Annotated in this window: 18 protein-coding genes; 11 read left to right on the forward strand and 7 right to left on the reverse strand. The window is 47.2% G+C overall.

What is annotated here, in order from left to right; translation table 11 throughout:
• Positions 1–22: 22 nt before the first annotated feature.
• From SDE_RS21760 to SDE_RS02960, 5 genes are all read right to left on the reverse strand, one after another.
• Positions 23–1672, reverse strand: a complete 1650-nt coding sequence (locus tag SDE_RS21760) for a 5-oxoprolinase/urea amidolyase family protein (RefSeq protein WP_011467029.1) — start codon at positions 1670–1672, stop codon at positions 23–25.
• Positions 1672–2403: a 5-oxoprolinase subunit PxpA gene (locus SDE_RS02945; RefSeq protein WP_011467030.1), complete on the reverse strand. Its 732-nt coding sequence runs from the start codon at positions 2401–2403 to the stop codon at positions 1672–1674. The genes SDE_RS21760 and SDE_RS02945 overlap by 1 nt, the downstream gene beginning before the upstream one ends.
• Before the next feature lie 24 nt (positions 2404–2427).
• Positions 2428–2652, reverse strand: coding sequence for a hypothetical protein (locus tag SDE_RS02950; protein WP_041324111.1), 225 nt, complete (start codon positions 2650–2652; stop codon positions 2428–2430).
• 233 nt (positions 2653–2885) lie between these two features.
• Positions 2886–3323, reverse strand: a complete 438-nt coding sequence (dtd, locus tag SDE_RS02955; RefSeq protein ID WP_011467031.1) for a D-aminoacyl-tRNA deacylase — start codon at positions 3321–3323, stop codon at positions 2886–2888.
• Positions 3324–3427: 104 nt separating this feature from the next.
• On the reverse strand, positions 3428–5539 hold the full coding sequence (locus SDE_RS02960) for a beta-propeller domain-containing protein (protein ID WP_011467032.1): 2112 nt from the start codon (positions 5537–5539) through the stop codon (positions 3428–3430).
• A gap of 394 nt (positions 5540–5933) precedes the next feature.
• Here SDE_RS02960 and SDE_RS02965 point away from each other — a divergent pair, with 394 nt between their 5' ends.
• Genes SDE_RS02965 through SDE_RS02980 form a run of 4 tightly spaced genes read left to right on the forward strand, consistent with a single transcriptional unit; the run spans position 5934 to position 9325 of the window.
• On the forward strand, positions 5934–6917 hold the full coding sequence (locus tag SDE_RS02965) for a MipA/OmpV family protein (protein ID WP_011467033.1): 984 nt from the start codon (positions 5934–5936) through the stop codon (positions 6915–6917).
• A gap of 1 nt (position 6918) precedes the next feature.
• Positions 6919–7341 (forward strand): DUF3019 domain-containing protein, encoded by a 423-nt coding sequence (locus tag SDE_RS02970; RefSeq protein WP_011467034.1) that lies wholly within the window; start codon positions 6919–6921, stop codon positions 7339–7341.
• Position 7342: 1 nt separating this feature from the next.
• On the forward strand, positions 7343–8032 hold the full coding sequence (locus SDE_RS02975; RefSeq protein WP_011467035.1) for a winged helix-turn-helix domain-containing protein: 690 nt from the start codon (positions 7343–7345) through the stop codon (positions 8030–8032).
• Positions 8033–8035: 3 nt separating this feature from the next.
• Positions 8036–9325 (forward strand): ATP-binding protein, encoded by a 1290-nt coding sequence (locus SDE_RS02980; RefSeq protein WP_011467036.1) that lies wholly within the window; start codon positions 8036–8038, stop codon positions 9323–9325.
• 58 nt (positions 9326–9383) lie between these two features.
• Here the strand turns inward: SDE_RS02980 and pip are convergent, their stop codons facing one another.
• Positions 9384–10355, reverse strand: a complete 972-nt coding sequence (gene pip / locus SDE_RS02985; protein WP_011467037.1) for a prolyl aminopeptidase — start codon at positions 10353–10355, stop codon at positions 9384–9386.
• Positions 10356–10619: 264 nt separating this feature from the next.
• Here pip and SDE_RS02990 point away from each other — a divergent pair, with 264 nt between their 5' ends.
• The 6 genes from SDE_RS02990 to SDE_RS03010 all read left to right on the forward strand — a co-directional run bounded on the left by SDE_RS02990 (position 10620) and on the right by SDE_RS03010 (position 17805).
• Entirely contained in the window at positions 10620–11021 is a 402-nt protein-coding gene (locus SDE_RS02990) for a hypothetical protein (RefSeq protein WP_011467038.1), read from the forward strand.
• Complete coding sequence (locus tag SDE_RS02995; protein ID WP_011467039.1) at positions 10987–11691, forward strand: helix-turn-helix transcriptional regulator; 705 nt, start codon at positions 10987–10989, stop codon at positions 11689–11691. The genes SDE_RS02990 and SDE_RS02995 overlap by 35 nt, the downstream gene beginning before the upstream one ends.
• Positions 11692–11879: 188 nt before the next feature.
• Positions 11880–12053: a hypothetical protein gene (locus SDE_RS22935; RefSeq protein ID WP_193339778.1), complete on the forward strand. Its 174-nt coding sequence runs from the start codon at positions 11880–11882 to the stop codon at positions 12051–12053.
• A gap of 82 nt (positions 12054–12135) precedes the next feature.
• Positions 12136–12780: a DNA-3-methyladenine glycosylase I gene (locus SDE_RS03000; RefSeq protein WP_011467040.1), complete on the forward strand. Its 645-nt coding sequence runs from the start codon at positions 12136–12138 to the stop codon at positions 12778–12780.
• 166 nt (positions 12781–12946) lie between these two features.
• Entirely contained in the window at positions 12947–14821 is a 1875-nt protein-coding gene (locus SDE_RS03005; protein WP_011467041.1) for an alpha-amylase family protein, read from the forward strand.
• 587 nt (positions 14822–15408) lie between these two features.
• Positions 15409–17805 carry a hypothetical protein gene (locus SDE_RS03010; protein WP_143710833.1) on the forward strand — a complete coding sequence of 799 codons (2397 nt, stop codon included), beginning with the start codon at positions 15409–15411 and terminating at the stop codon, positions 17803–17805.
• A 95-nt stretch (positions 17806–17900) separates the two neighbouring features.
• Here SDE_RS03010 and SDE_RS03015 read toward each other — a convergent pair whose 3' ends face one another.
• A complete protein-coding gene (locus tag SDE_RS03015; RefSeq protein ID WP_011467043.1) occupies positions 17901–19898 on the reverse strand; it encodes a glycoside hydrolase family 9 protein in 1998 nt (665 codons plus the stop codon).
• A gap of 485 nt (positions 19899–20383) precedes the next feature.
• Between SDE_RS03015 and SDE_RS03025 the strand changes: the two genes are divergently transcribed.
• Complete coding sequence (locus tag SDE_RS03025) at positions 20384–23266, forward strand: TonB-dependent receptor (RefSeq protein WP_011467044.1); 2883 nt, start codon at positions 20384–20386, stop codon at positions 23264–23266.
• Positions 23267–23310 lie beyond the last annotated feature (44 nt).

Genomic DNA, 23310 nt, shown 5'->3' on the forward strand with positions numbered 1-23310 from the left:
TAATTGTTGGTTGCAGCCATCTTTAATCCCACTCTATAAACTCAAATCGCACACTTTGCCCTGCTTGTCGCTGCGCTAATTGCCAGCAGTCTTCCGCTTTTACGCAACCAATTTTAGGGTAGCCCCCAAGGGTTTGCCTGTCGTTAAGCAGCACTATAGGTTGCCCGCTTGGTGGAATTTGCACGCTGCCAAAGGCAATAGGCTCAGAGCTTATACCGCCGTGCTGCCAGTGAATATTTGCGCCTTCTAAGCGGTAGCCCATGCGGTCGCTGTGGGAGTGAATCTGGTAGTTCTCACTGCACAGCTTGTCTATTTCATTTGCGCCGAACTGATCAAATTGATAGCTCGGGTAAACCCTCAATACAAGCTCTTGTTGGTAATTGGGCTGTTTGTACCACGGTGCCATTTTTAGTGGTGGCTGGCTGTTACTTCTATAGCCAACATTCTGTTTGGCGCTTAACTGGCTTGCTGTTTGCGGCCAATGTTCTTTGGGGTTCATTGCGCAGCTATCAAACAAAGTTGCACACTCAAACCCACCTGCAACCGCTAAATATGCGCGAGCACCACTGCGTGCGCCGCCAAAGGCGAGCGTGTCACCTGTATTTACACGGTGGCTGGCCCAGTTGTGCAGTGGCCGGTTGTTAAGCGTTGCGTGGCAATCTGCCCCTGCAATGGCAATGGTAGTAGGAGCGTTAAAGCGCGCTTTAAACAGGCCAAGCGTTATCTCTATGGCGGGGCTATTTGGGGCATTTCCTAATAACTTATTGGCCCATTGGTAGGCGTAGTTGTCTAAGCTGCCGCACTGGCTTACGCCTAAGTGCTGCACCTGCTTGCGTCCAGTATCTTGCAGTAGGGCCAATGGCCCAGTTTGCAAAATAGTCATGTGGCTTGTTGGGTTGCGTGTGGTAAATGTGCTTTGTGATGGTAAATGGTTTTGAGGTTTTGATTGTTCACGCTGCTGCGCAATGCGATTAAATTGCTCGAGACTAATCTGCTCAAATTTAACGGCTTTGCCTACGCTTAGGGTGTTATTTTCTTTTTGTTTGTGTGCACTTTCTAATATGTTTGGGTCCCCTAGCGGGGCTGGGCTACAGCCAATTAAGTGCCAACCACCTGGGGCAGCTAAGGGGTATACCGCCGTTTGGTTTTCGGCTATGGCTACACTGCCGGCAGGCACCTGCGTACGAGGGTTGGCGCGGCGCGGTATACGCAAATTGTCAGGCAGGCCACCTAAGTAGGCGAAGCCAGGCATAAAGCCAATGGCTTGTATTTGGTAGTTTGCTTTTAGGTGCTGGCGAATAACGTCTTGTTCGCTCAAGCCAAGTGTTGTGGCCACGTTATATAGGTCGGGGGCTACGCTTGGGTGGTAGCACACTTGTACTGTTAAGGGCTGAGGGGCTTCTGCCGTGGCATGGGGCTGCGTAATCGTTTGTATATTTTTTAGCGCTGCGTTGAGCGCTTGGCTGATGTCGATATAGGTTAGCGTGTCATCCCACTCAATGAATACTTGGCTGTAGGCCGGTACCGCTTCTTTTATGCTGGTAATATTGTGTCTTAACCAGCCGGCAAGCTGACTTATTTGGCCGTAGCTTAAGGCTTGGCTAAAACCTTGGCTAAAGGCAGCAAGTAGGCTGTGGTCGTTAATACGCTGCAATGTTTGTATGTGAGTCATCACTTACTGGCTAGGCTTTTAAGGTTACTGCTAATGGCGCGAACCGCAGCCAGCGCCGTGGGGTTGTCGCCATGTACACATAGGCTTGAGGCATTCACGTTTAGCCAAGTGCCGTTGGTACTTAGTACGCGCTGGTGGGTAAGTAGTTGGTTTGCCTGCTCTATCACGTCATCTACATTGTGCAATACAGCCCCCTCTATTGTGCGCGCTTGCAAATAACCTTCGGGGGTATAGCGCCGGTCGGCGAAGGCTTCGAATTGCAAGGTTACACCCGCTTGGGCTGCTAGCTGGGCGTGAATGTGTTGCTGGGGCGTAGCTTGCATCATAAGGCTTAGCGATGAAAATTCACTGCGAATAAGCTCGAGTAGCATTTCTAGCAGTACGGGGTTGTGCAGCAGGTCGTTATACAGGGCGCCGTGGGGTTTGACGTATTCTACTTTGCCACCCAAAGCTGTACAGGCTTGGTGCAAGCTGAGTATTTGCTCTGCAATACTCTCGCGCAGCGTGTCTAACGGTATAGCGAGCGAGGTGCGGCCAAAGTTATCTGGGTCGGGGTAGCTGGGGTGAGCGCCAATGCAAACGTGGTGTTTAAGCGCAAGTTGTATTGCTTTGGCCATACTCGCGGCGTTGCCAGTATGGCCACCACAGGCAATATTAGCCTGATGGATAAGGGGCATAATGGCCGCGTCGGCGTGATCTAAACCTTCACCAAGATCACAATTTAGCTTCATTAGTGGCCCGTGCTGTGTGCAGCTTTAGAGTGCGAAGAAAATAAGTACCAAGCCCAAAATGCTTAAGCCAAGAGCAGAGCCGGCTTTGTTTAGCGCGAAAAGGCTATAAAAGTACGACAATGGCGGCAAAAATATTGTTGCAAGCCCCCACGTGTAATCTTCTTTAAAAGACACAATTAACAGTTGAACCCAGCTGGCTAGCAGCAAGATTACGCCAAAGGTCAGCAGTGTGGCGCTTGTGGCTTCCATGGGAGACTCCTTACAATTTTACGTTATTGTTAGTGCTTAGAGATACTTCAGCGAGCCATTCTAGCAAACATGGCGCTTAAGGGAAGTATAGTTCTTGTGCGAATTGAGCAAAAAGTATTTGGGTGGGCGAAGCAGGCTTGAGTTAATGGCGTACAACCTGTGTGTGCACGCCATATTTAACAAGATATTTAGGTGTTAACTAGCGATTAGCGCTTCCCTTCGCAAGATTGACCTCACATTGTAAGCATAAAGGTAACTGGGCCATCGTTAAGTAGGGATACTTTCATATCTGCGGCAAACTCCCCTGTGGCTATAGGGCTGTGTTTGGCTTTTAACAGGTTAACAAACTTATCGTAAAGAGCTTGTGCCTCTGCGGGGGGCGCAGCGCAAGAAAAGCTTGGGCGCAGGCCTTTTTGAGTGTCGGCCGCGAGGGTAAATTGCGAAATGCTTAATACGCCGCCACCAATCTGCTGTACGTTTAAGTTCATTTTGCCTTCGTCGTCGCTAAATACGCGATAAGCCAATACTTTGTTGGCCATGCGCTCGAGCGTTTCTGTGCTATCTGTTTTTTCTATGCCAACAAATAATAATAAGCCTTTGTCTATAGCGCCGATGGTTTGCCCTTCTACGACGACGCTGGCGTGGCTAACGCGCTGTATTAATACTTTCATAGTGTGTTGTGGTTAATGAGAGTTATTGGGGCGACAAGCTTAGCAAAAAAAAGCCGGCGCTAGGCCGGCAAATACACGGTTGTGTTCTTTTTTGCGCGCCCTAGTTATTGCGGGCCGTTTGCTTGGCTAGGTGTTTGCCAGAAGGCAGACCATATGTTGCCGTTGTGCGAGTAATACACGGTATCGTCGTGCATTGCTGCGCGGTCGCTCCAATAGGAGTATGCATTGCTGGCCGAGGTGGGGGAAATGCTACCCGCGTGATTCAAGCCTGCGCTGGTGGTGATGTTATTCACTTCAAATAGCTCGAGGTTGGTGCCCTGCCAGTTGTAATTTTCCGATTTACTTATTGGCAGTGTAAAACGCAAGGTATCGTCATTTGTTTGTAAGAAGGTTAGCGCGTGTAGGTCGTGGGTCGCGGCAGTATCGCTACCTTTGCTACCAATTATGTAGTTGTTTATTTCGGTTGGGTTGGTGATATCAGTAACGTCATAAAGGCTTACTTTAACCCCAGAGCGTTGCGCCCATGGCGAATCTGGGTCTACGTTGTAGCCCACGCCTAGCAAGTAATTGTTACTTACTGAATGCAAGTAAGAGCTAAACCCGGGTATTTCTAACTCGCCAGCAATTGCGGGAGCTTCGTTGTTAGTTAAGTCGACTACGTAGAGTGGGTCTGTGCGCATAAACGTTACGATATAGGCGCGCTCGTTTACAAAGCGGGTTCCGTAAATCTCTTCGCCCGGTTTGCCTATCGGCGCGGGTTGCTCGGCATTGGGAATTTGTGCCACTTGTATCAGGTCGTTATTTTCGCCGGTATCTTTTAATACGGTGAGCTTGTGAGGATAAGTCACGCCCGACCAAGTATCGCTAGATATTACACGCAAATAATCGCTATTTTCGTTTACGAAAAAGCCGGCTTGGTACCAGTTAACTTGGCCTTCCACTGCACCTGTCGCGCGGTAGGTGACTGCACCATCGGCCACGGTAAATTTATGTACCACGGAGTAATACTGCGAAGGCTCTGGGCTAACTGCTACATCCGCGCCATTGCCACTCTCTTGTCTTACTGGGGCATCGAGTTGGCTGGTGTACCAGCTGTTGGCGCCAACGTATAAGCTGGTTGGCGTCATATAAATGCCTTCCACAGGCGAGTTGATACATGTGCTAGAGGTAATGGCCTGCTCTGCAAGATTAATAGCTACTACGCTAACTAAAGAGTGGTAACCGTGATTGGCGGTTATATCTGAAGGTACATAGCAGTTGTCGCCAGTTAGAAGTGGTTGGGGCGTGCCGCCGTTAATCGTGTAGTGAGGTAAGAGCTCAGCTAACGTTTTTTGGTTGTAGCTATTTTGGTCGCTGCCTTCATTTTCATTTTCGGCGTCATGCAGCTCGTAATAAATAAGGCTGGTATTGTGGTTAAGTACCAAATACAGGTAATCGCCCACTTTGCGGCTGTTTTGTAAGTAGCCGTCTATTTCTAGCGCAAAATCGAGCGCTGGGTTGGCTGGGTCTGCCAAGTCGTAGAGGTTGGCTTTAACCGCAGAATGCGATGTGTAATAGGGCAAACTGGTCGCCTCGACGTCTACATCTATAAAAGGTTGTATGCTGTAATAATTTGCTTCACTGCTAAGGGCAAGCAGGTTTGAACCCGCTGCGTCGCCGTTATCTACTAAATACAGCGACGGTGTTGCATAGCTATCTAGCTCGATTTCAGACACCAAGCTGGCGCTAGCATCGCTGGGCGAGCTGGCAAGAATGCGTACCTTGGTGGGGGCGTTGTAGTACTCGCCATATTGCACTGTGTAAAGGTAATCGCCGTCATATTTAAGGTAATCGCCTTCATCTACACCAACTACATAGGTATTGGTGCTGGAATAGTTGCCTGAACCAGAGCTAGAACTGCTGTCGCTATCGCTTTGCGGTGCTGCTTCTGGCGTGGCTATTGCGTCATCTACCGCTTCCCAAGCAACGAACTGATCATATACTTGGTAGCTAATGCCGTTTTTAATGTGTGTCTCCAGTTCGCTGCTTGTCGCCCGTTTTAATTTCGATTGCGTGGCAACGGTAAGCTGCACTTGGCTGCCACCCGAGGAGGAAGCCCCGGAAGAGCTGCCGCCATTTGTACCGCCGGAGGATGAATCTCCGCCGCATGCGCTTAATGCTATTACCGATACTGTTGTAGCAAGTAACTTTAGTGTGTGCATTTGTAGTGCGTGCATTTTTCTTTCCTATCGATTCTTTCCGTGACGGCAGGCTGGCTTCGGGCTAAAAGGGGGAAATATTAGGGGAAATACCGCCCCGCCCAGAAACTGATTTTTTATGATTGCTCGATTGTAGGTGCTTTGCGTGTAAACGTCTGTAATGAAAATGTTAAAAAGTGTGCGTTAGTGACCTATTACAATTTTGTAACGCTTCTGCTGTGGCGAACGAGGCGCAAATCACGTACTTTACTCCCATCTAAAGGCGCTTCATTTTGTAGTTGATTCTGCGCGCTACTGTTTATTGGTTGGTTATTAGTTAGTTATTAGCTATTTAGTTTTACTTGAAATCGAGCGGATACTGTTTGTGTTAATCAATTACTGCCCTCTGCAACTTAAAGGGGGTTCTTACAAAATGCCACTGCGTGCACTTAAAACAGCTGTTGCTGGCGTGCTGTGCTGGTTAATACTTGCCCAGCAGGCAAACGCTTGTACGCAAGATGAGACCGAATGCGTGGAGGTGGGGCGCTGGGACTTATCCGTTGCCATTGGCGCAGGCGTTCGCACCAACCCAATCGCCGGTGGCGATAACCTCCCCATAGTGATTATTCCCAACCTTACCTATTACGGTAAGCGTTTTTATTTAGAAAACTATACGTTGGGCTATTCGCTAGTAGAGCAGCCCATTTACAGCGTGAACCTTGTACTTACCCCCAGCTACGATCAAATTTATTTTCAAAAGTGGGGGCTGGGGAATATTTCGTTTGATTCTGGCGCCGGTGACAGCACTGCGTTTGCTTCGGAAGGCATAATTAATAACACGCCAGCAGAAGGCATGGATGTATTGGCTTCCGATGTTGTGGAGGCCGATGATGTGCAGCGCCCGCCGGTAGCCGGGCCCCCAACCCCTGCAGAACCTAAAGTAGTAGAGCCGGTTTATACCCTAGATTTAGCCGAGTTAGATAAGCGTAAACAAACAGGTTTGGGCGGCGCCGAGTTTACTTATTTTGGCGAAAAGTGGGTGGCGTCGCTTAACGTATTGCAAGAAGTGCTAAATGTGCACGGCGGCCAAGAAGTTCGCCTAGCCGCGTCGCAAAATTTTGCAGCAGGAAAGTCGCGCTATCAGTTTGCTACAGGGCTTACCTGGCAAAGCGTAGATTTGCTCGATTATTATTTTGGCGCGCATGAAGGCGAAGTGGATGAATCCATGGAGTACGAAATTCGCGAAAGTGGTATTACGCCCTTTGTGCGGCTAAGTTGGTCTCGAGAGTTAAATGAGCACTGGCGGCTACTGGCCTCGGTGCATCACAAGCGTTTGGCCGATGCCATAGTCGATAGCCCGCTAGTGGAAGAAAGTAGTGTGACTACCGTATTTATTGGCGGGGTATATCACTTTTAGCATGGGTATATCCACAACAATAAAAATAATTTTTTCAGCTCGAATTCTAATCGCCCTCTTCTCATTGGGGGTGATGGGTAATAGCTATGCAGATTCGCTGCCGCTTATTCAGCTTTCACTTAAGCCGCGTTTATGCGTGCTTTCTGAGGGGGAAGAGGTGTGTCGCGATACTATCGAAATAACGTGGATTGCACAAAAGGCCCGCAGCTTGTGTTTGTATCAAGACGATACCGACTCGCCACTACAATGTTGGGATGCTGCCCGCGAAGGACGCTACACTATTGAATTAGCCGCAAGTGAAAATATTAATTTCTCGCTGCGCGAAAAAAATGAAGACACGTTTTTGGTGACGCAAGCTTTTGAGGTTGTGCAAGAGTCCACCAAGTACCGTCGGCGTAATCGCAACCCATGGAGTTTTTTCTAGCATGAGCTTAATTTTATTAGCCGAAGACGATCGCCGTTTAGCAAACCTAGTAAAAGATTACCTCGGCAATCACGGTTTTGATGTGGTTATTGAAGAAGCCGGCCACAATGTGGCGCGCAGCGTACAAACCTTAGAGCCGGCGTTGGTAATATTAGATATCAATTTGCCAGGTAAAGATGGGCTAAGCGTATGCAAAGATATTCGACCAAAATTTAATGGCCCCATTCTTATGCTTACCGCGCGCGACACCGATGCCGACCAAATTCTAGGCTTGGAATACGGCGCCGACGATTACGTAATAAAACCCGCAGAGCCGCCTGTGTTGCTTGCTCGCATTCGCGCCTTGTTACGCCGCTACAATCAAGAAATTAGCAAACCGCAGGATGAATACACCTTTGGTGAGCTCACCATTCATATGGCCGCGCGCCAAGTCTTTATTGGCGGCGAAGAAATAAAGCTCTCTAGCCACGAATTTGAATTGCTTTGCACTTTTGCGGCGCAGCCGGGCAAAGTGTTAAGTCGTGAATATCTATTTAATATTATTTACAGTCGCCCCTACGACGGTATGGATAGAACCATTGATGTGCGCATATCGCAATTGCGAAAAAAAGTGGGCGATGCATCCGACAACCCAACCAAAATTAAAACCGTATGGGGGCGCGGCTACTTATTTGTTGCCGATGCGTGGTAGTGTGTGAATAGGGCGTTTGTTTCACTTTATGTGTTGCTTGTTTTTTCGGTCGTGGCGGTTGGCTGGGGCACAGATAAACTGTGGCAAGTATTTAACCCTGTCGGTGAAATAGAACCATTCGAACAAGAGTTTTTTGCCATTTTAGAATTCGAATTGGCCGCCGTGCCAGATGAAAAAATATTTGAGCGGGTAGTGGAGCTTAATCAAGAGTTAGAGCTGCATATAGATATTTACGCCCTCGATGAATTTGCCCAATCTAGCATTGCACAAGATATTGCCGGTGGCGGCTTGGTGGCTTTATTTGATGAGCAAGGTGGCCGCCAAATTTACAAACAGCTCGCGCAACGCGACTGGGTAGTAAGGGTTATAAAGCCCAGCGAAATAGCCCCTAACTACGCACTGTATAAAAACGCCTTTCTTGTTTTCTTTTACTTAGCCATTGCGGTGGTGGTGTATTTTTGGGTGTGGCCTTTGTCGCGCGATATGCGCACCCTCGAAATGCAAACCAAAAATGTGGGGCGCGATGGCGTAGTGGATACGGTCAACCTTGGGCCAAGCTCTAATGTGTGGTCGCTGGCCAATGCATTTAATGTAATGGCTAACCGCGTGAAAGAATTAATACATTCTCATCGCGAAATGACCTACGCCGTATCGCACGAATTGCGCACCCCCTTAGCGCGCATGAAATTTGCGTTAACCATGGCGAGCGAAACCGAAGATAAAACCAAGTTACGCGAACACTTAGCCAGTGTGCGCGAAGACGTAAGCGATATGGATGCATTAGTGAATCAATTGCTTAGCTATGCAGGCTTTGAACACGGCGACCCGCGGCTTAATTTTCAGCAGGGCGATTTAATGGCGTTAGCAGAAAACGTTGTTGCCAACCTTTCACCGTTGCAGCCCAATATAGCCGTGAGTATACATAACGCGTTAACCAGCGAGCCTAGGTGCGAATGGGTGTTGATGGAGCGCGCGCTGCATAATTTAATTCAAAATGGTTTGCGCTACGGCACATCCAAATTACACATTACCCTTAGTCAAACCCAACAGCATTACTCGGTAGTTGTAGAGGATGATGGCAGCGGTGTGCCAGAGGACGAGCGAGCGAGAGTTTTCGAAGCGTTTGTACGCTTACAAGCAACCGGCGCCCCTAAGCAAAGCGGTTTTGGCTTGGGCTTGGCCATCGTAAAACGCATAGCCCACTGGCATAAAGGTGAAGTAGCTGTAACCCAATCCCAGTGGGGCGGCGCAAAATTTACATTTACATGGCCGGTATTAATCGCTAATGGCTAATCTCTAATAGCTAGCTAGTAGCTACTATCGATTAGTAATTAGCGATTAGCGATTGAGTTCAACTCGTTTCGTCGCCATCGCCAGAAAGCTCTTGGGCTACGTCGTGGGTAACGCGTACCAACGCATCTACTACGCTGGGCTCAGATGAAGAGTGGCCGGCGTCGCGAATAATATGTAATTTGGCCGTGGGCCAAGCTTCCGCAAGGGCAAAGGCGTTGTCTAGCGGGCACACCATATCGTAGCGGCCGTGAATAATTGTGGCGGGAATGCCCGCTAATGTCTGCGCGTTATTAATAATTTGGTTGGGGCTCATAAAGCCGCAATTTACAAAGTAGTGAGCTTCTATACGCGCCAGTGAAACGGCCATATGGGGGTCGGTAAAGCGGTCTACTACATCGGGGTTGGGGCGCAGGGTAGCGCAGCGGCCTTCCCATTGTGACCAAGCCTTAGCGGCAGACATTTTAGCCAGCTCGTTAGAGCCGGTAAGTTTTTTATAGTACGCACCTATCATGTCGTCGCGTTCATTCTCGGCGATAGGGGCGAGGTAATCCTGCCAGTAGTCAGGAAAAATGCGGTCAGCTCCCGCTTGATAAAACCACTGTAAGTCTTGCTCTCTGCACAAAAAGATACCGCGCAAAATCATATACAACACGTTTTGTGGGTAAGCCTGCGCATACAGTAAGCTAAGGGTAGAGCCCCACGACCCGCCGAAAAGTACCCATTTATCAACGGAGAGAAATTCACGAATCTTTTCCATATCCTCCACTAGGTGTTGGCTGGTGTTGTGCTCCAATTCGGCATGCGGTTTAGAGCGGCCAGCGCCGCGTTGATCAAACAAAATAATGCGGTACAGCTCGGGGTTAAAAAAGCGGCGGTCATGCTTGCTGCAGCCTGCCCCTGGCCCACCGTGTACAAACAGCACCGGAATACCGCCGGGGTCGCCACTTTCCTCTACGTAGAGCGTATGCACGTCATCAACGGCTAGCTCGTGGGTGGCGTAGGGCTTAATTTCCGGAAATAAAATCTGCATTGCGTCCTCGCTTGTGTTTTGGGTGGGCACAGCAACCTTTTTATAGCGCTGGGGTGTTGGCGGTGGCCAAGCACCCAGCAATTATTCATGCACTCTAAAGTTTAGCAGCCTGCCACCCTTTTAGCTGCGCGATTGCAAACAGCGTCAATAGGGGGCAGGTGCAAGTAATTCCATACTGCCATCACTACTGACACACACTGTCAGTAGCAGGGGCCTATATTGGCAACTCGCGGCACTTAATGCGCCAAAAATAGAGGATGCACTATGACTAAGCCATGGTTTAAAGCGTACCACTTTCAGCTCCACCCACAAGCCGATGCGGCCGCCTTGCTACTTGCCAGCGCGAATTGGGATAGGCAGCTACAGAAGTGCCGTGGTTTAATGCACAGAGAGTTGGCGCGCCAGGTTGATGGCAGCTGGGTAGATATGACCGTGTGGCAAAGCCGCAGGGCATCTGGCAGCGACCTCGCTTTTTCGGAAGAGCGCGTTTTTATAGATATGGTTAAACTTATCGACCCGAAAAGCCTGCGTTTTACCCAAGGCGCTGCCCCTAGTGGCTGCGACCCATTTAGCGATTGGTTCGCACAGGCTGCCAGCACCATACTTAGTCAGCAACCAAAACGGCCCCACTATGAACAAAGCAGAGCGGTTACTGCAAACCGTTAACCTGTTACGCAACAGGCGTACAGTATTAACGGCAAAACAAATTGCAGAACGTTTAGATGTATCCGAACGTACCGTTTACCGCGACATTCAATCGCTTATGCTCACAGGGGTGCCTGTGGAGGGCGAGGCCGGAGTGGGTTACCGTATTCAGCGCAATTTTGAATTGCCCCCGCTAATGTTCGATAAAAGCGAAGTAGAAGCATTGTTACTTGGCGCACGCATGGTGCGCTCTTGGAGTGACAAGGCTTTGGCAGCCTCAGCCCATAGCGCACTCAACAAAATACTGGCGGTACTGCCGCCAGACCTACGTGAATTAGAAGAAACATCCGCCATTCGAGTGCCGCAATTCCAAGGGCAGAGTGGTGCGGCTAAATACAGTGAGCGCGTGCGCTTGGCAATAACCGCCAAACAAAAGCTGCTGTTGGAATATAGCGATGTAAATCAAACCCCATCCCAGCGCCTTATTTGGCCCTTGGGTTTGTTTTTTTGGGGCGCGGCTTGGACATTAGTGGCTTGGTGCGAATTGCGCGACGACTTTCGTATATTTCGTTTAGATCGCATGCAAAGTTGCACACCGCAAAAAGATTTTTTTAGCCCAAGCAAAACGCAAAGCCTAGATGCCTATTTAGAAAATGTGCGCAAACAATACGGCGATTGCGGCTTGGAATAACCCAATTCGGCTGCGAGTACGTCCGTAACGTAAATACTGCGCCAAAATTACCTAAATATCGCTTTTCAACATTGACTAGCAGCGCACACTTGCCTATCTTGCTCAAAAATTTTTTTGTGAGCTTAGAGCGCTTATTTATGCTCAAAAAAGCAACTAAATACTCGCAACGTTAATATAGGTAGTAGCGCATGCACAATACAAAAGAGCCACCATTAGTTTTGGTGAAAACTTGGGTGAGCCTTGTTCGCTCGGCCGAAGATGAAGAAGTAAAATCGCGCGCTTGCCAAATGTTAATAGATGCCTTTGGCGACATGAAAGCAGCGGCAGATTATTGCGTTAGGCACAATATACAAATTAGCTAGCCTTTTTGTGAGTAAAAAGAGTGCGGTTAGGTTGTAGCAGGGCCTAATTTAAACTCTATTTTATATACAAAAGGAGCCGCTCGTGTCAGCTGCCAAACAACCTAGCGTTAAAAAACGCCCCGCCAAACCTGCTACTAAAACAGCCGGCCCCGCGCAAGCCTGCCCTTGGTGCGGCAGCGACCCACTTTACGTGCACTATCACGATACTGAATGGGGTGTACCGGAATACGATAACCAAGCCCTGCTAGCAAAACTTATTCTAGATGGTGCGCAGGCAGGCTTAAGCTGGATAACCATTCTAAAAAAGCGCGACGGCTACTACCGCGCCTTCGATCAATTCAACCCAGAAAAAATGGCGCGTTACACCGATGCCAAACTTGAAAAACTTATGCTCGATGAGGGCATAGTGCGCAATCGCTTAAAAATAAAAAGCGCCCGCCAAAACGCCCAAGCTTATTTACGCATAATGAAAAACGGCGGCCCCAACGGCGAAAAAGATTTCAGCGAATTTTTGTGGTCGTTTGTAGGCGGCCAACCCATCCAAAATAACTACCACAGCATGAGCGACGTGCCGGCATACAGCCCAGAAGCCGAAGCCATGAGCAAAGCCCTAAAAAAAGCCGGCTTTAACTTTGTAGGCCCAACCATTGTGTACGCCTTTATGCAGGCGGTGGGTATGGTGAACGATCACCTTGTGAGCTGCCCGCGACATGCGGTGCTATCTTAATTTATAGGCTATTTCTTTAATCGTATTTACTAACTAATACGGTGTTAGCGTTTTTCTTTAGGCAATGAATACGTATGTAAAAAATTGCCGTTAAGCGCGCTGCCACATAGCATGGAGTGCTAGTAAAACGCCCCCGCGTTTAGATGTGTGAATAGGATAAAGAATAATGAAACGAATAATCGCGCTATGTCTTTTGGCCTGTTGGGTTTGCAGCTGTTCGCAACCAGAGGTTAACGCGCCTGAAGAGGCCCCCGAGCAAATGCAAGGTAAACCCGTTGTTTATCAAATGTTTACCCGCTTATTTGGCAATAAAGTTGAGCTAAATAAGCCTTGGGGCACTAAAGAAGAAAATGGGGTGGGCAAGTTTGCCGATATAAACGCTCAAGCATTAACAGCAATTAAAGAAATGGGCGTAAGCCACGTGTGGTACACCGGTGTGTTACACCATGCCTTAATAGCAGATTACACCGAATACGGTTTAACTAACGACGACCCAGATGTAGTGAAGGGGCGTGCTGGTTCGCCCTATGCGGTAAAAGATTATTACAACGTAAACCCCGATTTAGCCGTTAACCCCGCAAAGCGCATGGAAGAATTTGAGCAACTTATTGCGCGCACCCATGCCCACGGCTTAAAAGTAGTTATAGATATAGTGCCCAATCATGTTGCGCGGGCTTATCAATCCACTAATGCGCCACAGGGTGTAGAAGATTTTGGTGCGAGTGACGATACTTCGGTGGAGTACGCTCGCGATAATAATTTTTATTATGTTGTTGGTGAGCCATTTAAAGTGCCCTTAGCCGAAAATGGTTATAAACCTTTGGGTGGCGAGGCGCATCCGTTAAGCGATGGTGAATTTGATGAAAACCCCGCTAAATGGACGGGTAACGGTTCGCGATTAGCCCAGCCAAAAGCCGATGATTGGTACGAAACCGTAAAAATAAATTACGGTGTGCGGCCCGATGGCAGCAAGGATTTCCCCGAGTTACCCGAAGATTATCGCTACAAAAATGCCGAGGCCCACTACCAGTTTTGGCAGGGTAAGAGCGTGCCCAGCTCGTGGGTTAAGTTTCGTCAAATTGCAGAATTTTGGATTGAAAAAGGTGTAGATGGGTTTCGTTACGATATGGCCGAAATGGTGCCGGTGGAATTTTGGAGCTACCTCAATGCTCATATTAAACACCAGCGCGCAGACTTTTTCTTATTGGCAGAAATATATAACCCCGCTGAATACCGCAACTATATTCAACTGGGCAAAATGGATTACCTCTACGACAAAGTAGAAATGTACGATGGCTTAAAAGATATTATTCACGGTAAAAAGAATACCGATGTAATTGAAACTGTGCAGGCAGGCATGGCCGATATAGAGCGAAATATGCTGCACTTTTTAGAGAACCACGACGAGCAGCGTATTGCCAGTGAACCCTTTGCGGGCAGCCCAGAAATAGCCAAACCGGCAATGGTAGTGTCTACACTTATCAGCTCTTCACCGACTATGTTGTATTTTGGCCAAGAGGTTGGTGAGCAAGGTGCGCTAGATTCTGGTTTTGGCAAACCTACGCGCACAACTATTTTTGACTATGCCGGTGTGCCTGCGCATCAGCGTTGGATGAACGGTGGTAAATTTGACGGTGGTAAATTAACCCCTCCCGAAAAAGCGCTGCGGGCATTTTATAGCGAGTTGCTGTTGCTCTCGGCTAGCCACCCAGCAATGCTTGGCCAGTATCAATCTTTACACAGCTTTAACAAAAGCCACAGCCAAGCTTACCCGCTCAATGTTTTTACTTTTGCGCGCTGGGCCGATACAGGCGAAAAGCTAATAGTGGTAAGCAACTTCTCGAATACTGAACCAGCCGATATTCAATTGTATTTACCGGCCAGCTTAACCGGCCAGTGGCAGTTACAAGCCAAAGACTACCCACTAACAGATTTATTGGGCGATTCACACGCTGCAGCGGTACTTGAAGCTAAGCAGCTATTCACTACGCATTTACAGTTGGCGCCATTGGAATCGCGTGTATTGGCGTTGAGTTTATAACGCTACCGTTTTTTCACTTATCAGCGGGTATCGATCTACCCGCGTAAACTAGAGGCTGCACGTTGGCCTCTAGGCTTTTCTTTAGGCTTTTTTAAGCTCTGCGTTAGGCTTTATCTTCCCGCTCTCCGAAGTCTTTCTTTTACCTTTAATATCACGTTGTTTTTTGCGCCAGCTAGCCGGAATTGGGTATGTGCATTGTTGTGTAATACTACTTTTTACCCTGTTCTTATTTCTTAGCTTAATGAGCAGCAATTTTTATAGTTCATTGTCGTCTTAAGCTTTCTCTTATTCCTTTCTGTTGAAAAACAAATCTAATACTTAAGTGTTAGGTGTTGTTTTGTCGTGTATATATTCTTTTTGGTTTACTGTTACGCCATGCAAGCGCTATTTGAGTGTTATTTAACCGTTTTTTTACCTGTGTCACAGTTTTTATACATTGGCGCATACCTAATTTTATTTGAGTGAAAAGTGAGTACGCATGCATTGCTAGTACTTTAGTTTTAGGTAGTATTAGCGGCAAGTATGAGTTTAGAGGGAGTTACTCAAATTTATTCATTTATGCCCAGATGTATCGAGGTAACCAATTAGTGACATATCTATCTAAATGTACTCACTTAACAGCCTTATTGGCTTTCTTTTTTGTTTCCCAATCGGCCTCGGCGAGCGCCACCGCAACCGTAACGTGGGAAACCCCCGATCAACGTGAAAACGGTGATTATCTAAACGCAAATGAAATAGGCGGGTTTGAACTTGCTTATCGCCTTACCAGTGAGCCTGTATATAGCTCAGTAATTGTGGAGCAGGCGACAGCTACCCACTACGAACTCACTAATCTCACCGACGGTGAGTACGAATTTAAAATTGCCGCTTTTGATGCCGATGGTTTGTACAGCGACTTTTCGGACTCCACCATTGCATTAATAAGCACTACCACGTCAGGTAATACCGATAGCAACAGTGGTGACTCGAGCAATGGCACTGGCACAGATAGCAGCACTGGCGGCGACAGCGGCACAGATTTAGTTGATGCTGTTGTTAGCTGGCAAATACCTAGCGAGCGCGAAAATGGTGAAGCTTTAGCTTTAGCTGATATTGGGGGTTACGAGATTGCTTACCGCTCTACCGATGTAAGCGTATTTCAATCGGTGGTGGTTAATAGTGCAGAGCTAACCGAGTATCAACTTACCAACCTACACGCTGGTGAATACGAATTTACAATAGCCGCGTTTGATAACGACGGTTTGTATAGCGATTTTTCTGAGCCAACTTTTGTTGTGCTTGGCGCCGATGGCAGCACAAGTGGTGGCAGCGGTGGTGCTAATGATACTAATACCGATACCAACACCGATACCGACAGTACGGATACTAATACCGAATCCAACGGCTCGAACGATACGGCTAGCGGCACAGGTAGTAATAGCGGTAGTGAAACAGGTGAAAGCGAAACAACCGAAACCGGCAACTTGTACAGCGCAACGGTTACTTGGCAAACGCCTGCCGAGCGAGAAAACGGTGAGTTTTTATCGCATGCCGACATTGGTGGTTACGAAATTGCGTATCGCTTAACACAAAGCAACACCTTTCAATCGCTAGTAGTAAACGACAGTTTGCAAACGCAAATGGTGCTTAATAATTTGGTGGCAGGCGAGTATGAATTTTCTATAGCCGCTTTTGATAGCGAAGGTTTGTACAGCGATTTTTCTGAGCCTACCTATGCGGTAATTGGTGTTGGGTCTGGTAGCACTGATTCTGAAAATACGGGTTCTACAAATACGGGTTCTACAAATACGGGTTCAGAAAACACGGGCTCTACAAATACAGGTTCAGAAAATACTAATAGCGGTAGCGAAACGGGGTCGAACTTGGTTGCTGCAACTATTCGCTGGCAGGTGCCATCGGAGCGTGAGAACGGCGCTTTGTTAGCAATAGAAGAGCTTGGCGGTTACGAGATTGCTTATCGCAACACTAACGACCCCGTATTCGAAGCCATTATTGTCACTAACCGCGAGCAAACTGCTTATGAGCTTGCCAATTTAGTTGCCGGTGAATACGAGTTTAGTATTGCTGCATTTGATAACGAAGGCTTATACAGCGATTTTTCTGAGCCAACCATTGTTGTATTAGGTGGTGGCAGCACTTCGGTTGATGATGGTGACGATGTTGCAAATAACGATTCTGGCAACACAGGTACTAATACCGGTACCGGTGGCGACAGCCAAAACGAAAGCAACACTGGCAATGCAGATAACACCAGCGAGAGTAACACCAACGGCCAGCTGCTTAGTGCAACCATTAACTGGTTAATCCCAACACATCGTGAAAATGGCGAGCAATTGTTAAACGGTGAAATAGGTGGCTTCGAAGTAGCGTATCGCAATACTCAAAGCGGTACTTACACATCGCTTATTGTTGAAGATGCTACTCAAGCAAGTTTAGAAATTACCAACTTAGAAGCCGGTGAGTACGAGTTTATTATTGCGGCTTTCGATAGCGAAGGTTTGTACAGCGACTTTTCTGACCCAACCATCGCGACTATAGGTGCGGACGGCAGTGTTGCTTCATCTTCCGATGATAACAATACTGAACAGAACAATACCGATGTTGCAAACTCTGGAGACAATAGCAGCGGTACTGCAGGAAATGGAACTGATAGTGGTACGAGCGGTGGAGCAGACGCTACAGGCGGCAGCGACACAGAGCAAACCGGCGGTGCAGTATTGGTTGCAACCATTAGCTGGGAAATTCCCACACAGCGCGAAAATGGCCAAGACCTTTTGCTAAGCGAAATTGGCGGCTACGAAATACTTTACCGCCCAACCCTTAGCGCAGTGTATGAATCCATTGTGGTAGAGGATCAAACGCAAACGCAAATAGTGCTTAATAACCTACCCTCAGGTGAGTACGAATTTGTAATCGCAGCTTTCGATAGCGACGGTTTGTACAGCGATTTTTCTGACCCGACTATTGCGATGTTAGGGGATTAATAATCGCTAATTACTAGGTGTTAATTGTTAGTTGATTAAACAGTAAAAAGCAAAGTTAAAAAGATTGAGGGCCTACCGGTTGGGTAGGCCCTTTTTTATTGGTGGTTAGGGTTGTTTACAAATTTAGATAGTAGCCGTAGGTAATTTGTTTGATAGGCGTTGCTGTTTTCTGTTACTTCCCACGAGTTTAATGGCCAGCTGGTATTAAAATCGGCGTAGGATTTTTGCGCAGGTTGATTAAATGGCGGTGAAGGCGGTGCAACACCGCACAGCGCGTTATTGTTACTATTGCCACATTGGTTGGGGCAGCAGGTATCCCAGTTATAGGCGGGGTTTGGGCCGCCAATTACAAAACCTGGCGCAGGGCCGTAGCGAGAAGTTTTTGTGCTGTCCCAATTTTTACTGCCGTTACTAAACCATGTGTGATAAAACTCGGTTACCGAATTTTCGGCGCCGTCATTTTCCATGTTAGATAAGTACACTTTTGCCAGCGGGTTAACGCCGTGCAGGTAGTGAATATAATCTAACGCCGCATTGCTAACCTGTTGTGGGCTTTGTGTACCCAAACTGTAAATAATTTGTTCGTAGAGCATGCTACCTTTTGCGGCTTTAATAGAAGAGCTACCCCATGTGTAATCGGCAAGGTAAGCCCTATACGGGTCGCGCTGGTTTGTAAGTGCGTGCCAGCCGTTGTTGGCGTTTATCGCTTTGGTAAAAGTGTGTGTAATAGTGCGCGCAACCTGTTTACTCGTGCCATCTAAGTGGGCGTAATACAGTAATGTGCGAATAAGTTCTGCTCTAAAGGCACTGGCAAAGTTGTGTTTTAGTAATTCGGTTGTGCGGTAATGGGTATCTACATACTGTTGGTATGTACTGTTGCCGGTTAGCGCAAATAAATAGATTGCGGCAGTGAGCTTTTTCATTTGCCGTTCGTGTTCGTCTACCTCTTGTTGGCCTGCGCCCAAGCCTTCGCTGCCGTGGCTGGCGTCATTGTTTTTAAAAATTACATTGGGGTTGTTGCTGGCCCACTGCCAGGCGCTTTCTGCGCGGGTGCGCAAATTCAATGCGTACTGGCTGACGTTTTTATTTTCGTGTTCGCCAAAAATTTTGCTCGCGAATGCAAATGCCGCGGCTGTGGTAAGCGTGGCCGATGTGTTTGCTGGTCCGTAAAGGCTTTGGCCCTTGGCCGCAGAAGGGGGGCTGGCATGACTTAAGCCCACAATAGACAGCACCGAACCGTCGGCGTTTTGCATACGGGTTAGCCAATCTAGCCCCCATTTAATTTCATCCAATATGTCGGCAACACCATTATTCGATTCGGGTATGCCGAAATCATCACCCCATGCGGCGGGGTTTTCGCTATAGGCGTGCAGCAGGCCTATTACGTAGTTCGCGGTCCAACTGGTGTATTTATTGTAATCCCCTGCATCGTACCAGCCGCCTTGCAAATCGCGCTCGGTTGCAGGGTTGTTGGGGGCGCTATATAGGCGCGCATTGGCATCCTGCAGTGGGCCTAGGTGGCTGGCGCCATCTGCCCATGCTACATCGGCAAACGGCTGCTGTTTGGCAAAGCCTGCACGCTGGTAAAAAAACGCTCTAGCTGCTTGCTTGAGTACGTTTTTGTATACGTTGTTATCAATTAAAAAAGGGTAGGACTTCTCGCCACTGTCGGCGTGGCGCACGTAGTACTCCCCCGCAGTTTGCAGCCCGCTAAAATCAAACCACCACACCTTATCGCCCGAGCCGCTGTGGGTTTTGCCGTTGTTCCACGGCGTAGCTGTACCGCTAAATACCACTTCATGAGTATCTGCGCTTACCACCTCAAAATTAGCGCTTGGGTTAAAACTTAAGTGCGAATCGAACCCTACTTGCGGGTCGCGAATAACGGCTACTTTGCTTGAATTTGGCAAGTAACCAAATTGGTCTATAACTATAAAAACGCGCTGTATTGGAATGCTTGAGGGGCCGACGTTGTTTGAGCTTGTTTCGCCAGTTCTCTCGCAACCGCTTAGTAATAACAGTGAAGCTACTATTGCCGTAATGGCTAATTTGATGGGCGCGGTTTTGGTAGAGGGGGCGAAAAGGCTGCTCATGGCTAAGTCTTATAGTGAGTTTATTCATAAGTAAAGGCTAGCAAGTAGGTGTGGTTTAGTCACGGTTTGTTCGCCATTCGGCGAGCAATTGATTTTGGTGTAAGCAATTGTATGACGATTTGCCAATGCAAATTTGAATAATGCGTAACCAGCACGTTTTTTGGCACTACCAACAACTTTTCGGCTTGTAAAGTTTCTGCATAAATCATGAATACGTATGCAGTGCGACACCAAACTCTGTTGGCGCTAGGTTTGTAAGTTGTTGAAATTAATAAATAAATGTTGTTGTTGGTCACAGTCTGATGCTTTGCATAGTTATGAATACGTATGCAGTTCTATAGGCCCATGCACCCCGCCAATTTAGTATGGGGTTGTAATTTCCAGAATTTCTAAAACAATAAATCAAGCCCCTGCTTTAACAATCGCTTGCTCGAAGTAACTCAATGTTAAACGCAGAAGGTAAACACGTTTTCCGGAGAAGGTTTATGCCTAATTTCAAACCTAACCTATTGTCCATGGCCATACTGGCGTTTGGTGCAATATCCCTTCCTACCTATGCTCAAGATGCATCCAGTACCGAGGACGCCGAAGACGCACTTGAAGAAGTGGTGGTAACCGGCTTTAGACAAAGCTTGGTTAACGCGTTAGATAAAAAACGCGCGTCCGATATGGTTACCGAGCAGCTGTCTGCCGATGACCTAGGTAGCTTACCCGATGTATCCATGGCCGATGCGTTAACGCGCTTGCCAGGCATTTCTGCAGTGCGCACCGGTGGCCAGGCCGCTGAAATTAATATTCGCGGTATGTCTGGCGGGTTCGTATTTTCTACTTTGAATGGTCGCGAGCAGGTTTCCACCAGTGGCAGCCGCAGTATTGAATTCGATCAATACCCATCAGAATTAATTAGCTCTGCAGCTGTGTATAAGTCGCCAAAGGCGTCGCTTATTGAGGGGGGCGTTGCGGGTTCGGTTGAATTAGAAACTGCTAGCCCATTAGATCTTGATCAGCAGCACACCTTCAACGCTAATGTCCGCTCAATGTATAACGATCGCGCCGGTGAAATATCTGATGCAGTTGAGTTTGGTCATCGTTTAAGTCTTGCTTATCAAGGTAAGTTTGCCGGCGACACTATAGGTGTTGCTTTGGGTTATGCGCGTTTGTATCAGCCTAGTGTATCAACGCAATTCGTAGGCCTAGCATACAATAACTTAGTTGATGTTGATGATGTAGAAGGTGATAACGATGGGCCAGTAAATAACCCCGCAGCAGAGTATGTAAGTGAAGGTATGGAATTACAGCATCGCGGCGGTGAAGAGACGCGTGATGGTTATATGGCCGCTCTACAATTCGAGCCAAATGAATCGTTCAGTTTGAAGGCTGACGCTTTTGTATCGAAGTTTGACACCAAGTCATTTGCTCGAGGGTTCCGTGTAAAATTTGATGGTGCTGCAGCGAGTATTGCCAACGAGCAAATACAAGATAATTTTATGGTTGGTGGCACTATTAATCGCCGATCAAATAGCAATACAAGAATAGAAATTGTAAACGACGATAATACTGAGTTTGATGAAGTTCAAAATTTCGGCGTTAATGCAGCTTGGCAAGTGACAGATGTATTGAATGTTACTCTTGATGTGTCGAAATCCAAAGCCACAAGTGATTTTCAAAATGGATTACTTTGGTCTCTTGTTGCCGAAGATGCTAATGCAGATACTCCAGTTCTAGATCGTGATATTTCGATTAATTATCAACTTAATGGTTTGAATCTACCCGATGTCGGCTTTAGTCAAGCGGATGCATTTTCTGACATTGATAGGGTGATGGTATCTAAGTACGGTATTTATCCATTTGTTCACACCGATGAAGTTGACGCCGTTAGGCTCGATATCAAATATGATTTCGATATGCCAGTACTTGCTTCTATTGAGGCAGGTGTTCGACAGTCTAGTCGTGAATACTCGCGCGAGCGCTCGGTATTTGAATACGGTACAGATAACAATTTTAGTGCTGCCGAACCGCCCTTACGCTTAACGTCAGATATGGTAGACGTTATCGATTGGGAAGGCGATTTCTCTCATTTTCCTAGTTATTTAGCTATCGATCTAGATGCTGCGCTTAACGCATGGTTTCCTGAAGGCATTCCGCAACCGGTTAAAACTTGGGGCCCGGGTGGTCCTGGTTTAGTTAACGCTGACTCAAGTGGTGGCGATTCATATTCATGGACAATGTTACAAAGTGGCAGCGTATATGAAGACGTATTTGCTGGTTACTTAATGGCAAATATTGACGCAGAGTTATTTGGAATACCTGTGACCGGTAATATCGGTGTGCGTATGGTAGAAACGGAGCAAAGAGCCACATCTCTAGATGATGTAGGTAGCGAGCCGGAACGCGGTGCGCAATATATAGAAGATGATGTTGGCTATATTAGCAATTTATATGCGCCTTCGATTAAAGGAACGAAATATACCGATTATTTGCCGCAAATGAACTTGAACTTTTCTTTGACGGAAAACGATCAAATACGAATTGCTTCTGCCAAAGTTATGTCGCGCCCCCCCATTCAGCGTTTAGCTTCTGACGCGAGCCTGTACATTAGTGATGACGGTGAAATTTCAGGGAACAGTTCTAATAGTCCCTTCTTAAAACCGTTTTACGCTAATCAATATGATATTTCTTATGAGCACTACTTCGAGAATAGTGATGGGGCAATTGCTGTAGCTCTGTTCTACAAAGATATTGAGTCGACAGGTATTGTTACAACAATTCTTCCTAATTTTGATTTTGCTAGTGCCGGTTATGGTGTGCCATCAAAATGGGTTAATCCAAATACTCTAGTTGAGAGTGCTACTACCAACGGTGATTTTGAAGTTGCATATAATGATGAAGAAGGTGGTTTCGTTCAAGGCGTCGAGGTGGCTTACACCCAAGTGTTTGATATGTTGCCATCGCCATTTGATGGGCTGGGAGCAAACCTAAGTTATTCGTATACCGAAAGTGAGATAGAGAAAGAGCGCATTTTAGGCGTTAGTACCGTTAAGCAAACGCTAGAAGGCTTATCGAAAAATGTAGCGTCTACAACATTATTTTGGAATTACAAAGATTTTGAAACGCGTGTAAGTGTTCGATCTAGAGATAAATTTGTTTCTGATCAAGTAGCCGTTGAATCACAAACGGTATTCTTTTCTGGTGAAACCGTTATTGATTATCAGGCTTCTTACAATATTACAGATAATCTCGGTGTGATGTTTCAAATCAATAATCTTACTGATGAGCCAACACGCAGTTACTTTAATACCGAAGATCAAACCGGCACTATCCAGTTTTTTGGTCGGCAATTTTTCGTGGGCGTGACTTACTCAATGTAGGTCACTTTATTGCAACTCAATAGTTAAAAATAAAAGCAAGCTCA

The sequence above is a fragment of the Saccharophagus degradans 2-40 genome (assembly GCF_000013665.1).
GTDB classification, from domain to species: Bacteria; Pseudomonadota; Gammaproteobacteria; order Pseudomonadales; family Cellvibrionaceae; genus Saccharophagus; species Saccharophagus degradans.